This window comes from Lactiplantibacillus sp. 7.2.4 (assembly GCF_018991185.1).
GTDB classification, from domain to species: domain Bacteria; phylum Bacillota; class Bacilli; order Lactobacillales; family Lactobacillaceae; genus Lactiplantibacillus; species Lactiplantibacillus pentosus.
The window spans coordinates 93006-118258 of record NZ_JAGYGS010000001.1 but is presented as its reverse complement, the minus strand read 5'-3'; the positions used below and the strand labels follow the sequence as shown (position 1 = coordinate 118258).

Here is a 25253-nt window from a genome sequence, read left to right as displayed (position 1 = left end):
TAAAAGCGCTTAGGATATGGTAAACTAGGGATTAACTGGATATGTCAGCGAATCCTTGAATATTTATGTAAATTACTAGGAGGTTCCTCTATTATGGATAATTCAGGAATTTATGTCGGACTTGATATAGGGACCACCTCAATAAAAGTCATTGTTGCTGAACGTGTTAAAGGGCAAATGAACGTTATTGGTGTGGGAAGCGCACGTTCTAATGGTTTAAGTCGTGGGGTCATTGTCGATATTGACAAGGCGGCCGAAACGATTCGATCAGCAGTACGCCAAGCTGAAGAAAAAGCAAGTATCGAAATAAAAAAGGTGATTGCGGGAGTTCCCGCTAACCTGGTCAAAATTGAACGTTGCCGTGGCATGATTGCTGTCGCGGATGAATCCAAAGAAATTAATAATGAAGATGTCCAAAACGTTGCGGCGGCCGCATTGGTTCAAAGCTTGCCACCAGAACGGGAAGTCTTAGATGTCATTCCAGAAGAATTCGTCGTTGATGGCTTTGATGGCATCAAGGATCCACGCGGAATGGTCGGTGTCCGGCTTGAAATGCACGGGACACTGTTTACTGGTCCGAAAACGATCATTCACAACACCCGTAAGGCACTCGAAAAGGCCGGCCTTCAGATTGAACAAATCGTGATTGCCCCCTTAGCGTTGAGCTCACTCGTGTTGAATGATGGTGAACAGGATTTTGGTTCGATCATCGTTGATATGGGTGGTGGTCAAACGACCGCTGCGGTCATCCATGATCACCAACTCAAATATACTTATGTTGATCAAGAAGGCGGCCAGTATATTACGAAGGATATCTCAGTCGTTTTGAATACGTCGATTGAAAATGCCGAAAAACTCAAACGAGACTATGGCTATGCCGATGCTCAGCAGGCCTCGGATGATGAGCTATTTCCAGTCGATGTTGTTGGGCAGAGTACCCCCGAACAAATCAGTGAGCAATACTTAGCAGAAATCATCGAAGCACGGCTTGATCAGATTTTCGACAAGGTCAAACAACATTTGGATGAGATTCGGGCTCTGGAATTGCCAGGTGGCATCGTGTTAACAGGTGGTGTTGCCGCGATCCCTGGCATTACGGACCTTGCTTCACAGCGTTTTGGCACGCGGGTCCGGGTCTTCACACCTAACCAGATGGGCTTAAGGCATCCGTCATTTGATGAAGCGTTAGCTGTTATCAAATACCAAGCGGCTTTAAGTGATGTCACGTTGCTCGTGAAGAGTGCCTTGACGGGAGATACTCGTGCGAGTGTTGCTCGAGAATTCTCAGAAGTAACACCAGCACCAGAACCAACCGCGCCACAACCGAAACAAACAACTAAAAAACAGCCAGTTAAACAGGAGCAACCGAAACAGGCTGATCCAAATCATAAGGGGACCGTTGAACGGGTCAAGGGCTTCTTCAACCACTTCTTTGATTAATAATCGGATAGAAATGACGGAGGAAAAAACATGGAATTTTCTTTAGATTCAACCCAGAACTCAGGGGCTAATATTAAAGTCATTGGTGTCGGTGGCGGTGGTGGAAACGCCGTTAACCGGATGATTGCAGAAGACGTCAAGGGCGTCGAATTTATCGTTGCAAACACCGATGTACAAGCATTACAAACATCCAATGCTGAGACTAAGATTCAGCTTGGACCGAAATTAACACGAGGACTTGGCGCTGGTTCCAATCCTGATGTTGGTTCCAAAGCAGCACAAGAAAGTGAAGAAGCCTTGACGGAAGCCTTACAGGGCGCTGACATGGTCTTCGTCACTGCCGGAATGGGCGGTGGTACTGGTAACGGTGCTGCACCCGTAGTGGCTAAAATCGCTAAGGATTCAGGCGCTTTAACAGTTGGTGTGGTTACACGTCCATTTACGTTTGAAGGCCCGAAGCGGGCACGCAATGCGGCGGAAGGGATTGCCCAAATGAAGGACAACGTCGATACGTTGATCGTCATTGCCAATAACCGCTTGCTTGAAATCGTTGATAAGAAGACCCCAATGATGGAAGCCTTCCAAGAAGCCGATAACGTCTTACGTCAAGGGGTTCAAGGGATCTCTGATTTGATTACTTCACCAGGCTACGTCAACTTGGACTTTGCGGATGTCAAGACGGTCATGCAAAACCAAGGTTCCGCATTGATGGGAATCGGTTCTGCCACTGGCGAAAATCGGACTGCCGATGCGACGAAACAAGCCATTTCATCACCATTATTGGAAGTTTCAATCGATGGTGCCGAACAAGTCTTATTGAACATCACGGGTGGTCCCGACATGTCCTTATATGAAGCACAAGCTGCTTCAGACATCGTGAGCCAAGCTGCAACGACCGAAGTTAATATTATCTTTGGGACGTCGATTGATGAAAGCTTAGGCGATGAAGTTCGGGTGACGGTCATTGCGACTGGTATCGACCAGAAGCAACGGGAACTCAAATTGGGTAACCAATCAACTCGGACTGCTGCTAGCCAACAACGTGGTGGGATGTTTAGCAACAACTCAACAGACCAACCCGCAACTAGCGAAGCGGCTCAACCAAGTGAATCTCAAGCTGACGATCCATTCGGTAACTGGGATATCCGGCGCGAACCAAACAATTCACGGCCAGTCAACAATGGTCAAGAATTTAACAACGTTGAAAAGACAGATTTTGATGTTTTTAATGATAATTCACAAGCTGACGACAGCAAGGATGACAACAGTGGTGATTCACTAGATACGCCACCATTCTTCAAGCGTCGGCGTAAGTAAGACAGTGAAGGGAGCGCAAGCATATGGCCGGATTCATTAGTAACTTTTTTGGTGTTGGAGATTCTGATGATCAGTATGAGGAACCGACCCAAGCTTCACAAGCGGCGGCCCCCACTGAACCAGCGACCAACACGCGTTCGACACCGAAAGTTGTTCCCATGCAAGGTGGTAAATCAGTGAATAGTAAAATCGCCTTATTCGAACCGAAAATTTATTCGGATGTTAAGGAAATTGCGACCCAATTGCTTAAAAATCAAGCCGTGATCGTGAATTTTGACCACGTGGATGATGAGATGGCACGCCGGATCGTTGATTTTCTGACTGGGACGGTCTTTGCCATCAATGGCGAGATCGAACGCATCGGCGACGAGATTTTCCTTTGCATTCCAGAAAACTACGAAGTGTCAGGAAGCACAACTAGTCAGTTTGATTCCAGCAAATTATAAGGAGTGAGTGGCCTCTGTTAGTGACGATTATTAGTCGGTTATTTCAACTGTACCAATTAGCCATTGTGGTTTACATTCTGATGTCTTGGTTCCCAGGTGCCTATAATACGCGCATCGGGCAATTCTTAGGACAGATCTGTGAACCATTTCTCAGTATTTTTCGGCGCTTCATTCCCGCAATTGCCGGGTTGGATTTTTCACCAATCATTGCGCTGTTAGTGCTCCAATTTGCTGAACGTGGCTTGTTTTACCTATTAAGCTTTTTGACGTATTAAATTAAGATAACGAGGATAGTATCGTGAATGATAATCTAAAACAACATTTTCGCGATAGTGAAGCCCCATTTATTGAACAGGTCACGGGGTGGCTCCGCCAAGTTGCGGACCAGTACCGACCGATCTTAACGGCGTTTTTGAACCCACGTCAAGTGTACATTGCCCAGACACTGGCTAACCAGCTGGATGATGTACGGATGCGCGCGTACGGCGGTTTTGAGGGTGCAGAATTGCAGCGGATCTTATTTTATCCGCCATATTACGAACCCGAGGCCGCAGATTTTCAAATCACATTATTCAACATTGTCTACCCAGTCAAGTTTGCGACGCTCAAACATGGTCAAATACTGGGAACGTTGGCAAATGCCGGCGTAGAGCGGGATGTCTTTGGTGATATTATCACTGATGGTGAGCACTGGCAGTTTGTGTGTGAGTCTGAGATGGCGGATTACTTTAATGATCAGATTGATCGGTTTGGTAAGACGAAAGTGCATCTAACGGCGGTTGCAGGATCCGAAGTAATTGCTCGTGAAGATGACTGGGAGCCTGTCACAACGACGGTCAGCTCACTACGCGCGGATAGTATCATCAAAGCCGCATTCAACTTGTCGCGGCATCACGCTAAGGAATTGATCGAGGGTGGCAAGGTCCGCCTGAACTGGGCAGAGTTGCCTAAAGCCGATTATGAATTGGCGCTACTCGATATGCTTAGTGTGAACCACTATGGCCGCGTGCGACTCGCCGAAATCAGCGGCGAGACCAAGAAGGCGCGACTGCGAATAACGTTAAATATTATTCATAGTAAATAAATATTGGAGGAATTCTAATGGTGTTAAGTCCGGATGACATTCATAACAAAGAGTTTTCAACGAAACTACGTGGTTACAATATTGATGAGGTCAATGATTTTCTGGAACAGATTATCAAAGACTATCAAATTACCTTAAAACAAAATAAGGACCTCCAAGAACGTTTAGACGCGAGTGAAGGCAAGTTGAAGTATTTCAACGAATTAAAAGATTCTTTGAACCAGTCGATTTTAGTGGCCCAAGAAGCTGCTGACAAGGTTAAGACCAACTCGAAGAAGGAAGCCGACATCATTACCCGGGAAGCCCAAAAGCAAGCTTCTGACATTGTCAGTGAAGCCACTGACAAGTCGAACCAAATGATTGACGACGCTTCACAAAAGGCCAAGCGCTTATCTGTTGAAACGGACGATTTGAAGAAACAAACACGGGTCTTCCGTCAACGCCTTCAAGTGATGTTAGAATCACAATTGGAAGTGGTTAAGAGCAAGGATTGGGACCAACTACTTAGCGAGACCAATACCGCAGACTATACTGAAATTCAACACGTTTTGAAGGAAGATAGTCTTGACAACTCGGGGGATGCGAGCGTAAACTCAGAAGCAACCGTTGAAATTACGGAAGCAACGAGTGGCGAAACACCAGTTGCCGATGGTGGGGATCAAGCCCCACAACAAACGGTGGTTATTTTCCCTGACGATGACAACGCGGCTAACTAAGTGCTGATCATTGCAGACAATTAAAGCACATGAATGTGTCGAGGAGAACAGTCAACACTGATGAATACGCCCAGAGAGCTGCCGATAATGGAAAGGCGGTCGTCCCTTCATCAGTTGTCCATCATCTCCGAACGTCACCCTGAAGCGAGTAAGGGTGACCGTCTCATGAACGTTATCCATGCTAAGAGAGAATCTAAACAATTCTAAAATTGGGTGGTACCACGATAACTTCGTCCCTGGCTGGGCGGAGTTTTTTTGTGTCTCCAAACCAATGATTGTTTGATAAAAAATTTAAGGAGTGAGAGTATGCGCGTTAAAGAAACATTAAACCTCGGTAAGACCAAGTTTAAAATGCGTGGGAACTTACCGGTCAAGGAAGTTGAACGGCAAAACCTCTGGGCTGAAAACAAAGTCTATGAACAACGGCAAAAATTGAATGAAGGTAAGCCAAGCTTTATCTTACATGATGGCCCGCCATACGCAAACGGCGATATCCACATGGGGCACGCCTTAAATAAGATTACGAAGGATTTTATTGTTCGTTATAAGTCAATGAATGGCTTCCGGGCACCGTACGTTCCTGGTTGGGATACCCACGGCCTACCAATCGAACAAAAGTTGAAACAAGCTGGCTACGACCGCAAGAAGATGTCGGATAATGAATTCCGTGAACTTTGTCGCAAGTATGCCTTAGAACAAGTTGACCACCAACGCGAAGAATTCAAACGGTTAGGGGTCAGCGGCGAATGGGACAACCCATACTTAACGTTGAAGCCTGAATTTGAAGCCGCACAAGTGCGAGTCTTTGGGGCCTTCGCTAAGCGTCACCTGATTTATCGGGGCAAAAAGCCAGTCTTCTGGTCATGGTCCTCTGAATCAGCCTTGGCAGAAGCCGAAGTTGAATATCATGACGTAACGTCACCATCTGCCTTCTACGGTGAACGGGTCATCGACGGCAAGGGTGTCTTAGATGACGATACTTACCTCGTGGTTTGGACGACGACGCCATGGACGATTCCAGCCTCTGAAGGGATCACCGTTGACGCTAGTTTTGATTACGTGGTCGTTCAACCAGCTGGTGAAAGCCGGAAGTTCGTGTTGGCAGCCGAATTATTGGATGAAAACGCAGAACGGTTTGGCTGGGAAGATGTTCAAGTGCTCAAGACGGTCAAGGGTGCTGAACTCGAAAACGTCTTGTGTGAACATCCATTTGACCACAGCCGCAACTTATTGACGATGCTTGGTGATTTCGTTACCTTGGATTCTGGTACTGGTCTTGTGCATACCGCACCTGGCTATGGGGAAGATGACTACCGGATCGGTCAAAAATACGGTTTGCCAATCTTTGCCCCAGTCGACAACAAAGGGGTACTGACTGAAGAGGCTGGTGCTGACTTTGCGGGTGTCTTCTATGACGATGCCAACGAAATTGCGCTAGGCAAATTGAAGGACGCCGGCTTGTTGCTCAAGTACATGCCATACGAACATAGTTATCCTTTCGACTGGCGGACTAAGAAGCCAATCATCTTCCGCGCAACGCCACAATGGTTTGCTTCGGTCGGTGACATGCGTGACGAAATTCTGAAGTCGATGGACGATGTTCAATTCTTCCCAGAATGGGGTAAGAAGCGGCTATACAACATGATTCGTGACCGTGGTGACTGGGTCATCTCACGGCAACGGGTCTGGGGTGTGCCACTCCCAATCTTCTATGCCGAAGATGGCACGGCCATCATGGACGAAGAAACCATCAATCACGTGGCTGATTTATTCGGCAAGTACGGGTCGAACATTTGGTTTGAACGTGAAGCCAAGGACTTATTACCAGAAGGCTACACGAATGAACATTCACCAAAGGGGACCTTTACGAAGGAAACTGATATTATGGATGTTTGGTTCGACTCCGGTTCGTCACACCAAGGTGTCTTAGCGGAACGGCCATACCTCAAATATCCTGCTGACCTGTATTTGGAAGGCTCCGACCAATATCGTGGTTGGTTCAACTCAAGTTTGATCACTAGTGTGGCGGTTTCTGGTCATGCACCTTACAAGCAAGTCTTATCACAAGGTTTTACCTTGGATGACAAGGGTCGCAAGATGAGTAAGTCACTGGGGAATACGATTGCCCCTGCAGATGTCATCAAGCAAATGGGTGCTGAAATCGTTCGGATGTGGGTCGCTTCCGTTGATACCAGTTCAGACGTGCGGGTCTCCATGGAAAGCTTCAAACAAGTCGCGGATGCTTACAAGAAGTTCCGGAATACGGTGCGTTTCATGTTAGGCAACACGACTGACTTCGATCCGAAGAAGGACCGGGTCGCATTTGAAGACTTAGCTAGTGTTGACCAATACATGGCTGTCCGGTTGAATGACTTTGTCGCTGAAATCAAAGATCATTACGATCACTATGACTTCCTCGATATTTACAAGAAGTTGATCAACTTCTTAACGGTTGATTTATCCAACTTCTACCTGGATATTGCGAAGGATATTATGTATATTGATGCGGAAGACAGTCATTCACGGCGTTCGATGCAGACGGTCTTCTACGACGTGCTGGTTGCTTTGACGAAGCTCTTTACGCCAATGTTGCCACATACGACCGAAGAAATTTGGCCATTCTTGAAGGAACCAGAAGAATTTGCGCAATTGACCGACATGCCAACGGTTCAAAACTATGCCAATAGTGCCGAATTAACGGCTCAGTGGTCACGGTTCATGGATCTTCGGAGTGACGTTTTGAAGGCCCTCGAAGAAGCTCGCGATGCCAAGCTGATTGGGAAATCTCTAGAAGCGCACTTAGACTTGTACGTGGATGCGGATACCCAAGCCTTCTTGGACGGTTTGAACACTAATGTCCGGCAAATGTTGATGGTTTCAGCGCTTGATATGCACGCATTGAGCGATGCACCCGCTGATGCCGAAGCCTTTGGCGATACGGTTGCCATCAAAGTTAGCCATGCTGACGGCGAGGTTTGTGCCCGTTGCCGGATGGTCAAGACGGATGTCGGCAGTGACGATGCTTACCCAACGCTCTGTGCGCGGTGTGCCGCCATCGTTCGTGAGAATTACCCTGAATCAGTCGCAACTGGTTTGGAAGCTTAATCTAAATATTTTTTGATGTAAAAATTGCCTCTGAGTGGTCGTGTTGGACTGCTTGGGGGCTTTTTTTGTGGGACGTGGGGTGAAACTGACTGCTTTCTGCCGGCACCTGGGTTAGTTCAATCGTGCCGTTGCGTTATGGGCCAGTATGCTAATCCAATCGTTAGGCGACTAGATGGTGCTGACGGTTATGACTGAAATTTGACCACTTAGCCGGTATAGTTGACGACTTAGCTAAAAAGACGAGACAAATCTGTATTTAGTGTGTAAGCTGACGGTATTTAAATGGGAGGTGGTCATTGTGGTATTACTTGCGACGATGCATTTAACAAAGGTATACAAGCAACACGTTGCGGTCAATGATATTAACCTGAAAATTAAAGCGGGTCGTATGACTGCCATTCTAGGGCCGAATGGTGCGGGCAAAAGTACGTTGATCAAGTTGCTGATTGGTCAGTTAACACCGACTGCTGGAACCGTTGAGATGAATCGCACTCGTCAGCCAGGCGTTGTCTTTCAAGGCAGTGTGCTGGATGATGCCCTGACAGTTGAAGAAAATTTACGATTACGTGCCCAACAATACCGTGATGTTCCCAAGCAACGAGTCGCAGAACTACGGGTACAACTTGGTTTGACCAGCTTTTTTCACCAGCGATACGACACACTTTCCGGAGGTCAGAAACGGCGAGTCGATATTGCACGGGCTTTACTCAATCATCCTGAAATTCTGTTCTTGGATGAACCGACTACTGGGCTAGATATTCAAACAAGAACGGTAATTTGGCAATTATTGCATGATTTGCAACAACGAGAGGGATTAACAATTGTTCTGACGACACATTATTTGGATGAAGCCGACACCGCTGATAATGTTTATATTATGACAAATGGCCGTGTTTGTTCACATGGGTCAGCTGCTGAAATCAAGCAACGTTATGGCCGACCACAATTGGTCTTGACGGTGGCACCCAACGCACAACCTACTGTGCTGGCAACTTTGGTACAGACCGAGTTTCACGTTACTGGCAATCAAGTGATTTGTCTACCGACCGATATGGCATCTGCAATACAGATTTTGACAATCTGCCAGCCAAATTTGCTTGATTTCGAGTATCGCCCTAGCTCGTTGAACGATGCTTTTATGGCCTTGACCGGAAAGGAGCTGACTTAAATGCTTGCTTTGATTAAGCGCAACTGTCGGCTCTATTTTCGGAATCACAGCGGTGTTCTGTTGTCACTGTTAAGCGCGGGAATTGCGTTTGTTCTGTATTTAGTGTTTCTTAAAGCCGGAATGCACCGAGAATGGTCACAGCTCCCACAAACGGATCAGTTATTGGATGCCGGTATTCTGGTCTTGACTGGCATCTCAACGACATTAGCTGGTTTGGGCCAGCTCGTCTCAGACCGTGAGCGCCAGGTTGACCGGGATTTATTGCTCACGGATGTGGGACCAGTCAGATTGGAATTAAGTTATTTGGTGAGTGCGACCATTGTCGGTATTGTCATGCAACTAGCCATGTTCGCTGGCATGTGGGGCTATTTTAGTTTTACTGATGGTCTTAGGTTTAGCGGGGCACAGTTGCTGGATGTTGTTGGCCTAATGATGATAAGTGCGGGTTTGGCGACGGTCGTGAATGCACTGATTATCGCCCGTATTCATACCATCGATAATTTTGGCAAACTTGCGACCATTATTGGCACCGCGACGGGCTCTGGTTGGGCTGTATCTACCGGTTGGTTCGCTTCCAACTGCAGCTCAGACCTTAGTCAAATTAACGCCTGGAAGTTACGCGGCATCGCTGTATCGTCAGGTACTAATGAATGACACCTTAAATACTGTTTTTGCTCATAGCAGCATTGCCCAAAACGATTTTGAGCGATTGATGGGTGTCCGTATCAACTGGTCGGGTTTGTTGACAGCCTCACAGACCTATCAGATAATAAACGATATCTTGGTCAGTTGCTTGTTACTGGTGCTGATTCCGGTTTGGCGACAACAATTACAATGGCGACGGTAACGCTTTATCAATGGGAGGGTGGTCAATGTGGTTCACAGTCAATTTGAACGAGATGAACAACTGGCGCCATCTCAGATAGAAGTACTGGTCAAAGCGTCTCAACTAGGTGAACCAGTACAAGCCTTGATGCTGTATATTGACCAGTTCCAAACTGCACATCCAACTATTATCCCGTTGAAGACTAGCGAGCGACTGATGATGGTGAAGACTGCCGATATTATTATGGCGGATGTTCAACAAGGGCAACTTCTGGTCTATACGACCGCACATCTCATTCAGTCCAAAGAACCGCTTAGCCATTTGCGGCAACGACTGGCCAATCTGGATTTTGTGCAGGTCTCGAAACACGCATTTTTGAATTTGAACCATTTATTGAGCCTGAGTGATAGTTTTTCTGGTAATATGACTGCGGTCCTCACGAATCAAATCAAGACTGAGGTCAGCCGTAAATATGTGAAGACGCTGATGAAAAGCCTAGGAATATAGGGGGCCGCCATGAAAGTAAGCTTACAACGAATGATGATTGGGTGTGGTTACGGCGCAGTTGCCTATTTGGTCATTATTGCACTCAACATTCAGCCCACGCATCCTACAATGAGGAATGTTGTGAGTGTCTTAATCATGAGTGCGTTGATTGGACTGCTAACAGACTTGTTTGAACTGGACCGGCTATCATATTTAGTGGCATTAGGACTGCATTTGCTGGGTACATTTGGGTTAACCATCGGTACGATTTGGTTTAATCACTGGCACATTCCTAGCTTCTGGGGCCTGTTTTTAGGCTGCTATCTGATTTTGTGGGGAATCGTCCGGTTTTATCAGTTTTTAGAAGTCACTAAAATCAATCAGGCCTTGGTTGAACGACAAAAAAATTTGAACCAACACCAAGACTAGCAGGGTTAATCACCAGGTTTCATGAGAATTGGTCCTTTGGAATTGAATTTTCATGAAAAAGTCAGTATGATAATGAAGTAGTTTAATTTAGGATTAAGATTATATAGATAGGATGTTGATGGCTGTGAAAATGATCAAGGTACACGGTTCTGGGAACGATTTTTATTTATTAGATCAAACGCAATTTCAAGCACCGTTATCTGATGCGGATTTGAAGCAATTGGCAATTAACGTTTGTAAGCGGGACGGCGCTGGTTTATATGATGGTGCCGATGGCGTGTTAGTCGTCGATAAATCTGAACATTCGCAAGTCCTTGGTCGCATGCGGGTCATTAACGCAGACGGCACCGAGGCTAGCATGTGTGGCAATGGTCTACGGACGGTGGCACGCTACTTGGGAACCCAAAATAGTGTCGAAGATTTTCGGGTCCAGACCATGTATGCGGACTTAAAAGTACAGGCCGTTGCTGACTTTGCCGCTCATGTGCCTGCATACAGTGTTGAAATCTCACCCGTCTCATTTGACGCGCAAACTTTAGGTATGCACGCCAACCATGACGCAGCGACGATTATTAACGAGAAGATTCCAGCACTATCTGAAGATTTGAAGTTTTCAGCGGTTGCTGTACCTAATCCACATTTGATTGCATTTGTTGACCACGAGACTTTAGTTGGTCCTGAATTAGGACGAATCGGTGCCTGGATGAATGATGGCAAGAACAGCATCTTTCCTGATGGCGTGAACGTCAGCTTTGTCGAAGTCTTAGGCGCTAACTCAATTTTTGTGCGGACCTTTGAACGCGGCGTTGGCTTTACGAATGCTTGTGGGACTGCGATGTCTGCATCTTCATTAATGTACGTCTTATTGCATCAAGAAAGTACTGATTTCAACCAAGAAATTCAAGTTACTAATCCTGGTGGGATGGTCAAGACAGTCGTTCATCAAGGTGCCGATGAAGAATACTGGATGGAACTGATTGGCAATGCCACCTTTGTTCGCATCGTCACCTTGCCACTTGAGGAAGCTTTACGTGGAGATTACAGTACGGCGACTGCGACCGAAACCGGCGAACAAGCTGCGTACGAAGACTTTGTGTCGAATTTAGCACAAGTGTAAGGGGTCATCACGACCGCGAATTGATGAACTGGAACCATGACCTGACCAGCAGTCACGACCGCTCGTTGGGTCATTTTTTATGCGGTTCGTTAAAATTATCGTAATCGGTCGACTGAAAATTGCATTCGGTCCTAAAAATCGGTATCCTTATTGAGAGAGCAGACACTGAAAGGGGTGCTTGAGTGATGACATTTGAAGAACGCGTTCAAAGTCGCAAAACGGTCTATCAAGGTGGACTCGTGCAAGTTGAACGTCAAGAAGTCACGTTGCCAGACCAAACGACGGCGACTCGCGAAATCGTGCGGCACCAGCCAGCGGTCGCGATGCTAATGATTACGGCAGAACGCCAAATGATCGTTGAACGGCAGTGGCGAGCGGCAACGGGTGGTTTAACGCTTGAAATTCCGGCTGGCAAGGTCGAAGCCGGCGAAACGATGGATCAAGCAGCCGCACGGGAGCTCAATGAAGAGACCCGACTGACCGCCAGCCGATTAGAAGCGGTCGCCCAATTTTATACCTCACCTGGTTTTACCGATGAATTTATGAAATTGTACGTGGCGACCGGTTTAACAGCCGTTGCGACAGAGCTACCACAAGACCCTGATGAACAAATTGGGCTAATTAAGCTGGATTTGGCTACCGCCGTCGAACAAGTGCAGACCGGACAAATCCAGGATGCGAAAACAGTGATGGCGATTTGGTACTGGCAAAGTCACCCCGAGTTAGGAGTTGAAGCATAGTGGCTGATGACGAACGTGTCACCCGACAGCAATATCGGCAACAACGCCGGCAACCAGTTGAAGACGATGAACCAACACAACCCTCAGAGCCAGAGACGAGCAGTTCGTCGCGTCAGGCTTATGCGGCCGAAAATAATCGTGCACTGGAAGAAGTAAAGACCAAACGCTTGGCACGGAAGCTCAATTGGGTGATTGCTGGACTAATACTAGGCATTATCATTGTCTTTTTAATTTTATTTTTAACACCATAGAAAGTAGGGGTTAGCGCAACATGAAATTTGGAATTATTTGTGCCATGGAAGAGGAACTCAAAACTTTGCGGGAGGCACTGCAAGACGAACGGGTCGTGCCAATCAAAGACATCACGTTTTATGATGGGACGATCGACCACCAAGAAGTTGTCTTAGTGCAGTCAGGTATCGGTAAGGTTCAAGCCGGAATGACGACAGCGTTGATGATTACGAACTTTGACGTGGATGTCGTTATCAACTCAGGTTCAGCTGGCGGAATCGGTGCTGGTTTGCATGTCGGAGACGTCGTTGTGGCCAGTGCCACGGCTTACCATGATGTCGATGCGACGGCCTTTGATTACGAGTACGGCCAGTTACCACAACAACCACTATATTACGAAACGGATGCCAACTGGGTCAAACAAATCATGGCAGCAGCAACCGCTACTGGTTTGAATGCCAAGACTGGTTTGATTGTTTCCGGAGACCAATTCATTGCTGGAAAAGCGGCGACGGATAAGATCTTGGCACATTTTCCAGACGCACTGTCCAGTGAAATGGAAGGCGCTGCGATTGGTCAAGCCTGCCATCAATTCAAGACACCTTACGTGGTGATTCGGGCAATGTCAGATGTTGGTGATGAAAACGCCGGTGTCAGTTTTGACGAATTTATTCTAGAAGCGGGTAAACAATCAGCAGCCATGTTATTGGCCCTCTTTGCGGCACAAGACCAAGCCACAGATTAATACGAGAGTAACCTTGTCCAACACGGCGGCACGCGATAGACGCGTGACGACACTTCCGTACGGTGACAGTGGTAGGACGACAGCTGAATGGCAATTAACTGTGGACTGGTTACGATAGGAAGTAAATGAAGATTTTTTAGAAGGAAGTATGACGACATGAAGCAAGTGTACCTAGACAATGCGGCCACCACGCCGATGGCTGCTTCGGTGGTTCAGACGATGACTGAGCAAATGACGCAAACGTTCGGAAACGCCTCTAGCACCCATGCTTTTGGACGGGCTGCACGGCAAGTATTGGATGATAGCCGGCACGTCATTGCCCAAAGTATCAATGCCCCCGACGATGATATTATTTTCACCAGTGGTGGGACTGAGAGTGATAATACGGCGATCATGCAGACGGCCTGGACCCGGCAACATTTAGGTAAGCATATTATCACGACGGCGATTGAACACCAGGCAATTTTAAAGTCGACGGCTTTTCTGGCAGAACATGGCTTTGAAATTACTTATTTGCCCGTCAATGAGCAAGGCCAAATCAGTTTGGACGACTTGAAGGCGGCGTTGCGACCAGATACGATCTTGGTCTCAATCATGACGGGGAACAACGAGGTCGGTTCACAGATGCCGATTCACGAAATCGGGATGTTGCTGAAGGATCATCAAGCGTGGTTCCATACGGATGCCGTCCAAGCTTATGGATTGTTAGATATTGACGTTGAGCGTGACCACATCGACATGTTATCGACGTCAGCGCATAAGATTAACGGCCCTAAGTTTCTCGGTTTCTTATATAAACGTAATGGCGTCAACTTTCCAAGCTTCGTCAAAGGTGGCGAGCAGGAAGATAAGCGCCGCGCTGGGACTGAAAATGTGCCAGCAATCGCTGGTTTTGCGACGGCGGTTCAAGAATTGACGACTGAAGAAAAAGCACACCGACAGGCTAAATATCGGGACTTCAAGCAGTATGTTGTGGACCAATTGACGGCCAACGGGGTTGATTTTGAAGTCAACGGTTCACTCGGAGAGAACAACTTGCAGCACGTGTTGAATCTCTGGATCAAAGGGATTTCAACGTATACGATGCAAACGAACTTAGATTTGGGTGGCGTGGCCGTATCTGGCGGGTCCGCATGTACCGCGGGCAGTCTGGAACCTTCCCACGTCTTGATTGCAATGTTTGGTGAAGATTCGCCACGGGTCACGGAATCAATTCGCCTTAGTTTTGGGCGCTATACGACGAAGGCTGACTTAGACCAGTTTATCGATGTATTGACGAAGACGACCCAACGATTATTAAAGAAATAGGGGGCCCATCAAATGGCTTATACAAAAACAGTTCAATTAGATGGTGATACGACATCCTATACCTTAAGTGCAACGGTTAAGAAATACACGTTGCTAGACCTGGGCTTCGTGAAGGGGCGGTCAGGTGCGTTCAGTTTTGAACGGTCATTGGATCCGACATCGCCATACCAAGCAGCCTTTAAATTAAAGGTGACGGTCAATGCCGATTTAACCGGTTTTAAAATGACAACGGTCACGGGTAACGGCGTTCAACGCGTCAATATTTTTAAAAATGACGCGCATCCGGAAGCCGTTGAACAATTACGCTATATTCTCGCCAACTTTATTGAGCGGGACGTCCTCACTGAGGGCTAATTAATGAAACGCCTGGCTTGCAGCCGGCGTTTTCTTTGTTATAATGGTACTTACTGGACTTGAACGACCTTCAAATCGTGGATTCTCCAGAATCTTTTGGAAATGATGGTGAAAAGTATGACTGATCACAGTAACACGCGTGTCGTTGTCGGCATGAGTGGTGGTGTTGATTCATCCGTTGTGGCACTGCTCTTAAAGCAGCAAGGCTATGACGTGGTGGGCGTCTTTATGAAGAATTGGGACGATACGGATGAAAATGGTGTCTGTACCGCGACCGAGGACTATAAAGACGTGGCAAAAGTTGCCGACAAAATTGGGATTCCTTACTACTCAATTAACTTTGAGAAGGAATATTGGGACCGGGTCTTCACGTATTTCTTAGATGAATACAAAAAGGGCCGCACGCCTAACCCTGATGTCATTTGCAACAAGGAAATTAAGTTTAAGGCGTTTCTAGATTACGCCATGGATTTAGGTGCGGACTACATCGCAACCGGCCACTACGCGCGTTTGCAGCATGACGAAGATGGCACGATGCACTTATTACGGGGCGTTGATAGCAATAAGGACCAAACTTATTTCTTGAGCCAGTTGGATTCCAAGACCTTACAAAAGGTCATGTTCCCACTTGGCGAGATGATTAAGCCGGATGTACGGAAGCTAGCGCTAAACGCTGGTTTGGCAACAGCTAAGAAGAAGGATTCCGTTGGTATCTGCTTCATTGGTGAGAAGAACTTCAAGGAATTCTTAGGCCATTACTTACCTGCAACTCCCGGTAAGATGATGACGTTTGATGGTCAAGTTAAAGGCGAGCATGCCGGTTTGATGTACTATACGATCGGTCAGCGTCGGGGACTCGGTATTGGTGGCGATGGTGAGGATAACGAGCCATGGTTCGTGATTGGTAAGGACCTCAAGCAGAACATTCTCTACGTCGGCAAGGGTTACCACAATCCACACCTATATGCGACTCACTTGAAGGCGTCCGACTTGCACTTCGTTACTGACGAGGATCTCGGCAACGACTTCCACGTGACGGCCAAGTTCCGTTACCGTCAGAAAGACTCCGGTGTGACGGTGCATTTCAATGACGACCACACGGAAGTTACGGTGACGTTTGACGAACCCGTACGCGCAATTACCCCTGGTCAGGCAGTCGTCTTCTATAACGGCGAAGAGTGCCTTGGCTCTGGTATGATTGACGCAGCTTACAATGACGAACGCGTCTTACAGTACGTCTAACAGCAATTATCTGTTCAGTTGAAGCCCATTAGTTAGCTCAATGCTTACTAATGGGCTTTTTTACGCGTTGTGCTGGTTATTCCTTAGCATAGAAGATGATTAAAAAGTGTAGATGGGTGTTCTGTCCGTCAGCCGATGCGCACCCTAGTCCGACTTCCGGGGCCGGCTGACAATTGCTGGAACGTCAGCCGACATCGATTTGAACTCACGCAGAAGACCACTGCGCAATTTCAAATACGAGTCTTATTCTAAGCCGGAAGAAGCCCACTTCCAGCTAAGAATAATTTGGCTACTGAGCATTGTCAGCCAGCCCCGGAAGTCGGGAAACCGCTCGAATGGCGGATGAACGACCACCTATTCTGGTACAATTGATCACCGAACATTAGATGCCTGGTCCTTCAGGCTAACTGTGAGCCAGGAGTAATGATTCCTAGCCATTGAGGTGGTGGTTCATATTCAGTCTGACTCGAAGATTCAACTTGTAAGAGCTAGCATTTTTGCCACTCCTGTAGAGAGGACGCCAAACAATGGACAAACGAGGCATGGGGCAATGGAAATCAAAACGAATCTGACAGTTAGATCACAGACGTACCGTTTATTACGAATCAATGACCAGTCGTTCTAAAGTTGAGTCCGCAAATGTCCGCCTTTCGAATGAAATCCAGGCTGGAAGGTGTTTCTGACAATGCTCAGCGGCTTCTAGAGTGTGAGGTTCAGACGGGTTGGGACTGAGGATTAGCCTAGCTAGAGCGTTAAGCGGCGCATTCCCGCTTGGCGTTCTGGCGTAGATAACCGGAAGTCCCAGTCTGACCCGAGCACATTTCGGCAATGTTGCATAGAACGTGGAAGACCAGTATTTAAGACGTGGGTTGTCGGCTTAAATCTGTGTCCATCGCGTTCCAGCGTTGTCAGAAATACCTGTAAGCCGGCATAGGACGTAGATTCGCTGCAAGTTTACGCTAACTCGCTTTGTTTCCAGCGGGTCTCAGCTGGCTTCATTTGAACTTAAGAACTGGCATGATTTAATCATCATTCATGACACAAATTAACTAACACAACGAGTGGTCTATTAGGTGTTCGCGAATTAAAAACTGCGGGTTGCAATTCTGACTGGGGTTGATTAAGCTAAATGGAGTGAGGTTTCAGTGTTGCTGCTGGAATCGTGAAGGAGAAGTTAGTTAGTATGAAGAAATTAGCACATCTAAGACTTTTTGATACCCTTTCTAAGAAGATGGTGGCGGGATTCATCATTTTAATTATGATTGGAACGGGGTTATTAAGTTTGCCATGGGCGACGCCAGCTGGTGTGCACACGTCATTGATCGATGTGGTGTTCACGGCAGTTTCCGCGACCTGTATTACCGGGTTGACGGTCGTCAATACTGCCGCACATTGGAGCACTTTTGGGCAATTAGTGATTTTAGCCCTATCAGAAATCGGCGCCCTCGGTTATATGACATTTGCCGTATTGCTTTTTAATATCATGCGCCGTCAAATTGGGTTGTCCACTCAACTGATGGTCAAAGCGTCACTTAACTTGGAAAGTCTCAGTGATACCAAGAGTGTGATGAAATATGTCGTCGGTTTGTCGCTGCTGTTTCAACTCGGTGGGCTCGGACTTCTGGCCATAGATTTCGTGCCCCGATTTGGCTGGCGGCATGGCTTATATACGGCGATGTATCATGCCGTGATGTCATTTTGTAACGCTGGTTTCGATGTCTTTGGGAACAGCCTACAAAGTTTTCGCAACGACCCTTACGTGCTGATTGTGACGATGATTTTGATTATCGCCGGTGGACTGGGCTTCTTAGTCTGGCGTGACTTATTGTTATTCCACGTCCGTAAACGGTTGACGTTGAATTCAAAGTTGACGTTGCTAACGACCATTAGTTTGTTCGTGATTGGGTTTGCGGTGCTACTCGTGACGGAACGGGATTTAAAACTGCTGCCAGCGGGGACGTCGTGGTTTAACCGCACGATCAATACCCTGTTTTTGAGTGTGACACCGCGAACGGCGGGACTGATTACGATGCCGACGCAGGGACTGCAGGCAGGGAGTTTATTTGTCATCATGATCTTGATGTTTGTCGGTGGAACACCCGGTTCAACGGCTGGGGGGATCAAAACGACGACATTTGGCGTGTTGATGTTTCAAAGTATTGCCCAGCTACGGGGGCGTGAAGATGTGGAATTTAGTCATCGCCGCTTTAGTCAGGAGAATATTAGCCGGGCACTGATGTTGATTTTTCTGGCCAGTGTCGTGCTAACGGTCGCAACCTTGATTCTAACGCAGACGGAACGTATTCCGAAGGGCTTTGGGCTCGAGTACGTACTCTTCGAAGCCTTGTCCGCCTTTGGGACGGTTGGATTGAGCTTAGGACTAACGCCGAACCTGAGTGTGATTGGTAAAATTATCATTATGATGCTGATGTTTATTGGACGGGTCGGGATCTTCACGTCGTTGTACGCTCTCTCGAAACGTCAGGCCAGAGTCAACGTGATTCGTTATCCGGCTGAAAACATCTTAATTGGGTAGCGTGAATAGTGCAATGATAAGGAGGACGACATGAGAAAAAGTTTTGCGGTGTTTGGACTCGGACGCTTTGGTGAAGCGGTTGTCCGGACATTGGTGGCTGAGCATCAGGATGTGTTAGCCGTGGATATTAAGGAAGAGCCGGTCAATGAATTGATGGATGTTGCGACGCAGACCATGATTGCGGATACCCGTGATGAAGAAGTGTTGCGCGACTTGAACGTAGAATCGTTTGATTATGTCATCATCGGTATCGGTAATAATATGGAAGCCAGTATCCTAACGACGATGTTGAGTAAGGAGCAGGGGGCCAAAAAAGTGATTGCCAAGGCCGAGACTAGCGACCAAGGCCGGGTGCTCGAACGGGTCGGTGCCGATCAGGTCATCTTCCCAGAGCGTGACATGGGCCAGAGTGTGGTCCGTAAACTATTGTCGAATCATATTCTCAATTTCATTGATTTAAGTGATGAGTACACGCTGGCGGCAATCGAAATTACTGATCCAAACTTTGTTAATCAAAATTTGATCGATCTGAATATTCGGCAACGATTCGGCCTGACCGTGATTGCCATCAAGCATGGTAAGGAAATCAACGTTTCGCCGAAGCCAACGGACATGATGGCTTTGCATGACGTGATTACCGTTGTCGGTTCCATCAAGAGCGTTAATGCGCTGGATGACGCGTTAAAAAAATAATTGAATTAATCAAGTTAAGTTCGTCGAGACAATTCTGCCTTGACGGACTTTTTTGTCGTGGAACTTGTTTAGAACTTGCGCGAGCACGCGGTAGGACGGAAAAGTTGTTGATACGGAAACTTAATGAATCAAGATTTTACCAACTCTTTCGTTGATTGTACATGCTAAACTGATGATGGCGTCAGGGGAAGAGGACGGTGAAAGCGTAATCATAAAGTCATTAGTAAAATGATACAACGATTCAATTTGGTCAAGAGAGAAATGGAGGAAGTAACATGCGAACTTTTAAAGTGATGACCGGTCTTAGTAGTGGGGTCACCCTACTATCACTGGCGTTAATGCCACTGGCGGCCTTGGCTGCTGGACCTGGAACGGCGGATGGCAACCTAACGACCGTTTCCACCGGTTACGTTGCGGATAGTACTGGCAATGCTGAAGCGTTATCTAACGCCCAATTTACAGTAATGCCTGGTGAATTAACGTTGAATGCCGTGCCAAATATCGCACTCGGTTCAACTAACGTCAAGAACATTGCCTCGGGTCCGACGACCTTGAACGCAACCAGTGGTAACACTTCAGGTGGTGCCGGGTACGATGGTAATGGGCGTGGCAATCTGAATATCAGCGATTATCGTGGTAACCATGCTGGTTGGAGTTTGACGGTCGGAATGGGACCATTCAGTGCCGGCGCCGCAACCATTGATACGGCGACTCTGAATTTGAATATGACAAAGGGGACGGTCGACAATACGGATACGTCAGCACCGTCCGCACTGAGTTTGAGTCAATCGACGGTCACGAATGGTTGGGTCGCAAGCCCAGCAACGTTATGGAGCGCCAGTGCTGCTACTGGTGAAGGTGACAACACCGCCACAACAGCCACCAGTAGTAACTTACAAGTTGCAAAGCAAAGCAACGTTTCGGCCGGGACGTATTCCGCGACGCTCTACTGGACGCTACAAAATGCGCCAGCCGCTGCCGCTGCACCTAAGGCCGCTTCGTAGTCAGTAGTGCTTTCTTAACAGGTCACATGAGTCAATGAGTCGTGGGAGGTGTTGATATGTGGTTTAAAAAAATCAGTCAGTGGTGGGTGTTAGTGCTGGCGTTAATGCTTGGTGGTCTCTTGGGAATGCAACCAATCCATGCAGCGACGAGCACTCCCGCGTCAGGTTTTGTGTTGACACCTCTACTGCCCAAAGACCAGCTCGATAAACAAGCCGGGTATTTTAATTTAAAAGTAACGCCGGGAAGTACGCGGGAGCTGAAAGTATCCGTTAGCAATCCCAGTAAATCGGCAATTACCCTTGAAGTGACGCCGGTGAACGCCACGACTTCGGATGCTGGTAGTGTTGCGTATGTGCCGTCAAATCGGCAAGATCCATCGGCAACCACCACGTTTAAGGACATGACTTCAGCTGGGGTCACCGTGCAGCTCGCTGCGCATCAGGCCAAGACAGTCGGTTTCACCGTAACGATTCCGAAAAATGGGTTTAAAGGTGAAGTGTTAGGTGGCTTATTTGTTACCAACCCAACTGCCAGTGCCACTAAACCAACCAATGATCAAGGGTTTGTCTTGAAAAATCGTTACGCAGAAGTGACGGCGGTTGCACTCTGGTGTCAGCCACAGGAAACGATTCCCGTCCAACTGGTGCTTGATCAAGTTAAAGTCACAACGGACAATGGTCAACCAGTTCTATTTGCCAAACTGCGCAATCTGGCGCCAACGCTTTTTGGTCAGTTGACGATTCAAGCACGTGTGATTGACCGAGCAACTCGTAAGACAGTCGCAACCCAACGACTGAAATCAGGTTCAATGGCGCCAAATAGCTGGTTTAACTACCACGTGGCGCTCGGATCTGACCGGTTAGCAGCCGGTAACTATCAATTGAAGCTGCACTTAACCAGCGGGACACGCGTATGGAACTTTAGTCATAACTTCACCCTGACTGCGCAACGAGCCAGTCAGCATAATCATCGACTGGTCGGTCCACACAAAGTGAACTGGTGGTTATGGGGGAGTTTAGCGCTAGTCGGACTGTTAGCCTTGCTGATGGCGGCATACTGGTTCGGTCAACGGCGTTCACGTAAGGAGTGAGGCGTGATGAAAAAATGGGTTAGGTGGGTATGGTTCACACTTAGCGTCATACTCGTCTGCTGGTATTTTACTCCTGTCGTTGAAGCGGCCAAAACGGCACCGCAACCACCAACTTCGCGGCCAACTTCAATTGTTGGTTTGAACCTTTCCGGTGGTTTTACGCAACAACCCATCGATAGTAATGTGATTGGTGGTCAGTCAGTGACGCTGTCCGTTCGTGCCCAACGCAGTGCGTTAGAAGCCGCGACTAGTCTAGTCAGTGGTCGGAAATACGTTTGGTGGCAATCAACTGATGGTGGTCAGACTTATCAAAAAGTCGGTACGAACAGTCGGACCTACACGTACAACGCGCCCGAGGTGACGGCAACGACGCCGGTTTATTTTCAAGTTCAATACGATTTCTCAGGTATCGGGGCCTTTCCGGATTATTGGTCAAAAATTGCAAAGGTGACGGTAACCCCGTCACGAGTTCCGACGACTGGTATTAAGGTTAGCAGCGATGAACAGTTGCTGAATAATTCAGACGAGACAATGGTTCACGCCGCGCTGACACCCGAAACTGCGACGGATCCCGTCACGTGGAAGAGTAGTGATCCAACCTTAGCTTCTGTGGATGACTACGGCAATGTCATCGCTGCAGATGTCGCCAAAGATAACTCAGGGCTGGCCGATGATCATGGCTTAGTCACGATTACGGGTACCTCTAATGGTCTAAGTGACAGTGTTCAGATTCAAGTTGGTGCGCTACAAGACGTGACCGTTACTGAAGGCACGCCAGCGACATTTACTTTGCCAGCGTTACCAGAGGGCGTGACGGTTGCCAATTGGTACCGTGTCAAAAACGGCAAAGCCACTGCCTTGAATGTGACGGATACGAGTTACACGGTTAAAACACCAACGAACGCGGATGATGATGGCACGGCGTACTATGCGAGCTTGAGTTATCCAGTCAATGGCAAACCGCAGACGGTCACCACTAATGCGGCCCGCTTAACGGTCAAGTCTGGTGGGCAGTTAGCGCTGATGGCGGTGCCTAATTTGAATTTTGGAACGGTCACACTGAATACGCTTGCGCGTGGGACGACCTTAGCTTTGGCCAAGCAGTCCGTTGCAAACGGTGCGACATATGATGGCAATAACGACCAGCAATTGGCCGTTGTTGACCACCGAACTGTGGGTGGGGACTGGCAGTTACTTGCGAGTCTCAGCCCGTTTGCGACGACTAGTGGTGCCGCCATTCGAACTGCGCAAGTTGAGTTGAAGGCGACGGATGGCCAGCTGGCACAAAGTTTGGTTGCGGATGGCACTGCTCAGACGGTCTATACCCAGTCGGGACGTCAAAGTCAAACCTTTGATGTAACGCTAAGCAGTTTGACCTTACCCGCAACGCCGTTAGCTTCAGCCGGACAGTATCAGAGTACCATTACCTGGACGTTGGCAGTGGTTCCAGCACCATGAATTTTAGGGTAGCTTGTTTGATGACAGGCTACTCTTTTTTATTAGCTATCGGTGGTTTATTGCCAGGCTAGAAGTCGCGAGTTCTAGTTGACATAATTTTATTTTTATTAAGTTAATTGGAAATTGACAAAATAGGTGAACAGATTTTGAAAAGCAAGCTGAAAACTGTCATAATGGATAAAGTAGTCGTCGTTTGTCCAGCAGGCATCTGTGGTACTGCTAGTCGATCAGAACACGATTTGGGGCCAGTAAACCGTCGCTAGTTGTCTGATAATTAGCGGTTGCCGCGCGGACCAATCGGCGAAATATATAGGTTATCAATACGAGGAAGTAAGCAATTGACAAAATTATTATTTATTCGCCATGGCAAAACTGTGTGGAATCTTGAAGGCCGCTACCAAGGGTCACAAGGAGATTCACCGTTGTTGCCAGCGAGTTATCAAGAAATTCATGAGTTAGCCGCAGCATTGCAGGATATTCATTTTAGTCACTTATACGTGAGTCCGTTGAAACGGGCGCGAGACACGGCGATGACGTTGCGCCATGACTTGAATCAACCAGAGTTACCGTTAACGGTCCTGAGCCGCTTACGCGAATTCAACTTGGGTAAGATGGAAGGGATGGCTTTTACTGCGGTGGAAGCGACATATCCAGCCGAGTTTGACGCATTTCGCAATCATCCGGATCAATACGATCCAACGGCGATTCAAGGGGAGAGCTTTCAACAGTTATTGAAGCGGATGACGCCTGCCATCACCCAGATTGTTCAGGCTAATCCGCGTCGTGAAGATAACGTCTTGATCGTCAGTCATGGGGCGGCATTGAATGCGCTAGTGAATTCATTGCTTGGCGCATCCCTAGCAACGTTGCGTCAACGGGGTGGCTTGTCGAATACGTCGACGACTATTTTGGAGACCCGTGATCGTGGCCGGCATTATAAATTATTAGACTGGAATGATACGTCGTACTTATCACGGCGTCCAGATGCGACGGATACCATTTGATGATGAAAGGAATGTGAGTGTGTATGGCAAAGCAGACGCGGCCAGATAAGGCGGCCCAACAGGCGTTAGTTCATGAATTAGTGGGCAAAATCGATGCCCGACCAGAAGATTATCACGCGTATTATGATTTGACGGTCTTACTGACGGCCGGAAAAGATTACGAGCAGGCCGAAGCACTGGCAATGAAAGCCCTCGGCAAGTTTGAATCGCAACAACCAGCTGGTGATTTATTCCGCTACGCGCTGGGTAACGTCTACTATCAAGCTGAGATGTACGACAAAGCGTTGCCATTTTATCAGCAAATCACGGATCCTAAGTTGAAGACGGATGCGTATATGATGAGCGGTCAGGCGTTAATGGCCAAACGTGATTATCAACACGCCCTGGTCTGGGCAATCACTGCTCAGGAGGCTCAGCCCAAGCAAGCCGATACCAACTTGTTAGTAGCAGATATTTTACTTGCATTAGGCAATAATCAGCAAGCGTCGGAATATTACCATCAGGCGTTTAAAATTGACCCGCAATCTGGAAAAGCCGCGTTTAACATCGGCTTGACTGCGATGGTGCTGGGTCAACCCTATGCCAAGTGGTTTGAGAAAGCAGAAAAGCTAGATGCCGCTTACTTTAAAGCCCATCAGCAACAACTCTCAGATATTGAAAAAATGTTGGCGAGTCAGTCAGAACATAAACAGTCTAATGAATAAGGAGGATTT

At 47.6% G+C, this 25253-nt stretch carries 24 protein-coding genes and 1 pseudogene; all 25 read left to right on the top strand.

Features of this window, described 5'->3' with window-relative positions; translation table 11 throughout:
• Window positions 1–93 precede the first annotated feature (93 nt).
• On the top strand, window positions 94–1440 hold the full coding sequence (gene ftsA / locus KGF70_RS00525) for a cell division protein FtsA (protein ID WP_050338395.1): 1347 nt from the start codon (window positions 94–96) through the stop codon (window positions 1438–1440).
• A 30-nt stretch (window positions 1441–1470) separates the two neighbouring features.
• Window positions 1471–2757, top strand: coding sequence for a cell division protein FtsZ (ftsZ, locus tag KGF70_RS00520; protein ID WP_003639075.1), 1287 nt, complete (start codon window positions 1471–1473; stop codon window positions 2755–2757).
• 23 nt (window positions 2758–2780) lie between these two features.
• Window positions 2781–3203, top strand: a complete 423-nt coding sequence (locus KGF70_RS00515; RefSeq protein ID WP_050338396.1) for a cell division protein SepF — start codon at window positions 2781–2783, stop codon at window positions 3201–3203.
• A 14-nt stretch (window positions 3204–3217) separates the two neighbouring features.
• Window positions 3218–3478 (top strand): YggT family protein, encoded by a 261-nt coding sequence (locus KGF70_RS00510; RefSeq protein WP_253954732.1) that lies wholly within the window; start codon window positions 3218–3220, stop codon window positions 3476–3478.
• Window positions 3479–3501: 23 nt separating this feature from the next.
• Window positions 3502–4287 (top strand): RNA-binding protein, encoded by a 786-nt coding sequence (locus KGF70_RS00505; protein WP_056952344.1) that lies wholly within the window; start codon window positions 3502–3504, stop codon window positions 4285–4287.
• Window positions 4288–4304: 17 nt separating this feature from the next.
• Complete coding sequence (locus KGF70_RS00500) at window positions 4305–5003, top strand: DivIVA domain-containing protein (protein WP_050338399.1); 699 nt, start codon at window positions 4305–4307, stop codon at window positions 5001–5003.
• Window positions 5004–5309: 306 nt separating this feature from the next.
• A complete protein-coding gene (gene ileS / locus KGF70_RS00495; protein ID WP_105961404.1) occupies window positions 5310–8108 on the top strand; it encodes an isoleucine--tRNA ligase in 2799 nt (932 codons plus the stop codon).
• 316 nt (window positions 8109–8424) lie between these two features.
• On the top strand, window positions 8425–9276 hold the full coding sequence (locus KGF70_RS00490; RefSeq protein WP_216767956.1) for an ABC transporter ATP-binding protein: 852 nt from the start codon (window positions 8425–8427) through the stop codon (window positions 9274–9276).
• Window positions 9277–10123: pseudogene (locus KGF70_RS00485) on the top strand (ABC transporter permease). It abuts the gene before it with no gap.
• A 126-nt stretch (window positions 10124–10249) separates the two neighbouring features.
• Entirely contained in the window at window positions 10250–10609 is a 360-nt protein-coding gene (locus KGF70_RS00480) for a LytTR family DNA-binding domain-containing protein (protein ID WP_165861018.1), read from the top strand.
• 9 nt (window positions 10610–10618) lie between these two features.
• Window positions 10619–11017 carry a DUF3021 domain-containing protein gene (locus KGF70_RS00475; protein ID WP_159258465.1) on the top strand — a complete coding sequence of 133 codons (399 nt, stop codon included), beginning with the start codon at window positions 10619–10621 and terminating at the stop codon, window positions 11015–11017.
• A 118-nt stretch (window positions 11018–11135) separates the two neighbouring features.
• Window positions 11136–12134, top strand: a complete 999-nt coding sequence (dapF, locus tag KGF70_RS00470; protein ID WP_088771094.1) for a diaminopimelate epimerase — start codon at window positions 11136–11138, stop codon at window positions 12132–12134.
• A gap of 185 nt (window positions 12135–12319) precedes the next feature.
• Window positions 12320–12874: an NUDIX hydrolase gene (locus KGF70_RS00465; RefSeq protein WP_050338405.1), complete on the top strand. Its 555-nt coding sequence runs from the start codon at window positions 12320–12322 to the stop codon at window positions 12872–12874.
• Window positions 12874–13125 carry a hypothetical protein gene (locus tag KGF70_RS00460; protein WP_050338406.1) on the top strand — a complete coding sequence of 84 codons (252 nt, stop codon included), beginning with the start codon at window positions 12874–12876 and terminating at the stop codon, window positions 13123–13125. Before KGF70_RS00465 ends, KGF70_RS00460 begins: the two co-directional genes overlap by 1 nt.
• Before the next feature lie 20 nt (window positions 13126–13145).
• A complete protein-coding gene (locus KGF70_RS00455; RefSeq protein WP_050338407.1) occupies window positions 13146–13850 on the top strand; it encodes a 5'-methylthioadenosine/adenosylhomocysteine nucleosidase in 705 nt (234 codons plus the stop codon).
• 156 nt (window positions 13851–14006) lie between these two features.
• Window positions 14007–15158 (top strand): cysteine desulfurase family protein, encoded by a 1152-nt coding sequence (locus KGF70_RS00450; RefSeq protein ID WP_050338408.1) that lies wholly within the window; start codon window positions 14007–14009, stop codon window positions 15156–15158.
• A gap of 12 nt (window positions 15159–15170) precedes the next feature.
• Window positions 15171–15512, top strand: a complete 342-nt coding sequence (locus KGF70_RS00445) for a DUF1831 domain-containing protein (protein WP_003639063.1) — start codon at window positions 15171–15173, stop codon at window positions 15510–15512.
• 96 nt (window positions 15513–15608) lie between these two features.
• Window positions 15609–16754: a tRNA 2-thiouridine(34) synthase MnmA gene (gene mnmA, locus KGF70_RS00440; RefSeq protein ID WP_301554421.1), complete on the top strand. Its 1146-nt coding sequence runs from the start codon at window positions 15609–15611 to the stop codon at window positions 16752–16754.
• Between the two features lie 1183 nt (window positions 16755–17937).
• Window positions 17938–19290 (top strand): TrkH family potassium uptake protein, encoded by a 1353-nt coding sequence (locus tag KGF70_RS00435; RefSeq protein WP_216767941.1) that lies wholly within the window; start codon window positions 17938–17940, stop codon window positions 19288–19290.
• 30 nt (window positions 19291–19320) lie between these two features.
• Entirely contained in the window at window positions 19321–19983 is a 663-nt protein-coding gene (locus KGF70_RS00430) for a TrkA family potassium uptake protein (RefSeq protein ID WP_050338411.1), read from the top strand.
• Window positions 19984–20258: 275 nt separating this feature from the next.
• Entirely contained in the window at window positions 20259–20987 is a 729-nt protein-coding gene (locus KGF70_RS00425; RefSeq protein ID WP_050338412.1) for a WxL domain-containing protein, read from the top strand.
• A gap of 56 nt (window positions 20988–21043) precedes the next feature.
• Window positions 21044–22078, top strand: a complete 1035-nt coding sequence (locus KGF70_RS00420; RefSeq protein ID WP_088771097.1) for a DUF916 and DUF3324 domain-containing protein — start codon at window positions 21044–21046, stop codon at window positions 22076–22078.
• 6 nt (window positions 22079–22084) lie between these two features.
• A complete protein-coding gene (locus KGF70_RS00415) occupies window positions 22085–23536 on the top strand; it encodes a WxL domain-containing protein (RefSeq protein ID WP_216767940.1) in 1452 nt (483 codons plus the stop codon).
• 338 nt (window positions 23537–23874) lie between these two features.
• Complete coding sequence (locus tag KGF70_RS00410) at window positions 23875–24540, top strand: histidine phosphatase family protein (RefSeq protein ID WP_216767939.1); 666 nt, start codon at window positions 23875–23877, stop codon at window positions 24538–24540.
• Window positions 24541–24563: 23 nt separating this feature from the next.
• Complete coding sequence (locus KGF70_RS00405) at window positions 24564–25244, top strand: lipopolysaccharide assembly protein LapB (protein WP_050338415.1); 681 nt, start codon at window positions 24564–24566, stop codon at window positions 25242–25244.
• The last annotated feature ends 9 nt before the right edge of the window (window positions 25245–25253 follow it).

Excerpts from the sequence above, each read along its gene's own strand:
- KGF70_RS00455 (WP_050338407.1), top strand. The coding sequence starts at position 13,146 with ATGAAATTTGGAATTATTTGTGCCATGGAAGAGGAACTCAAAACTTTG.
- KGF70_RS00445 (WP_003639063.1), top strand. The coding sequence starts at position 15,171 with ATGGCTTATACAAAAACAGTTCAATTAGATGGTGATACGACATCCTAT.
- KGF70_RS00490 (WP_216767956.1), top strand. The coding sequence starts at position 8,425 with ATGCATTTAACAAAGGTATACAAGCAACACGTTGCGGTCAATGATATT.
- KGF70_RS00465 (WP_050338405.1), top strand. The coding sequence starts at position 12,320 with ATGACATTTGAAGAACGCGTTCAAAGTCGCAAAACGGTCTATCAAGGT.
- ftsA (WP_050338395.1), top strand. The coding sequence starts at position 94 with ATGGATAATTCAGGAATTTATGTCGGACTTGATATAGGGACCACCTCA.
- ileS (WP_105961404.1), top strand. The coding sequence starts at position 5,310 with ATGCGCGTTAAAGAAACATTAAACCTCGGTAAGACCAAGTTTAAAATG.
- KGF70_RS00515 (WP_050338396.1), top strand. The coding sequence starts at position 2,781 with ATGGCCGGATTCATTAGTAACTTTTTTGGTGTTGGAGATTCTGATGAT.
- ftsZ (WP_003639075.1), top strand. The coding sequence starts at position 1,471 with ATGGAATTTTCTTTAGATTCAACCCAGAACTCAGGGGCTAATATTAAA.
- KGF70_RS00425 (WP_050338412.1), top strand. The coding sequence starts at position 20,259 with ATGCGAACTTTTAAAGTGATGACCGGTCTTAGTAGTGGGGTCACCCTA.
- KGF70_RS00475 (WP_159258465.1), top strand. The coding sequence starts at position 10,619 with ATGAAAGTAAGCTTACAACGAATGATGATTGGGTGTGGTTACGGCGCA.
- KGF70_RS00430 (WP_050338411.1), top strand. The coding sequence starts at position 19,321 with ATGAGAAAAAGTTTTGCGGTGTTTGGACTCGGACGCTTTGGTGAAGCG.
- KGF70_RS00480 (WP_165861018.1), top strand. The coding sequence starts at position 10,250 with ATGCTGTATATTGACCAGTTCCAAACTGCACATCCAACTATTATCCCG.
- KGF70_RS00415 (WP_216767940.1), top strand. The coding sequence starts at position 22,085 with ATGAAAAAATGGGTTAGGTGGGTATGGTTCACACTTAGCGTCATACTC.
- dapF (WP_088771094.1), top strand. The coding sequence starts at position 11,136 with ATGGCTGTGAAAATGATCAAGGTACACGGTTCTGGGAACGATTTTTAT.
- KGF70_RS00500 (WP_050338399.1), top strand. The coding sequence starts at position 4,305 with ATGGTGTTAAGTCCGGATGACATTCATAACAAAGAGTTTTCAACGAAA.
- KGF70_RS00405 (WP_050338415.1), top strand. The coding sequence starts at position 24,564 with ATGGCAAAGCAGACGCGGCCAGATAAGGCGGCCCAACAGGCGTTAGTT.
- KGF70_RS00420 (WP_088771097.1), top strand. The coding sequence starts at position 21,044 with ATGTGGTTTAAAAAAATCAGTCAGTGGTGGGTGTTAGTGCTGGCGTTA.
- KGF70_RS00450 (WP_050338408.1), top strand. The coding sequence starts at position 14,007 with ATGAAGCAAGTGTACCTAGACAATGCGGCCACCACGCCGATGGCTGCT.
- KGF70_RS00435 (WP_216767941.1), top strand. The coding sequence starts at position 17,938 with ATGAAGAAATTAGCACATCTAAGACTTTTTGATACCCTTTCTAAGAAG.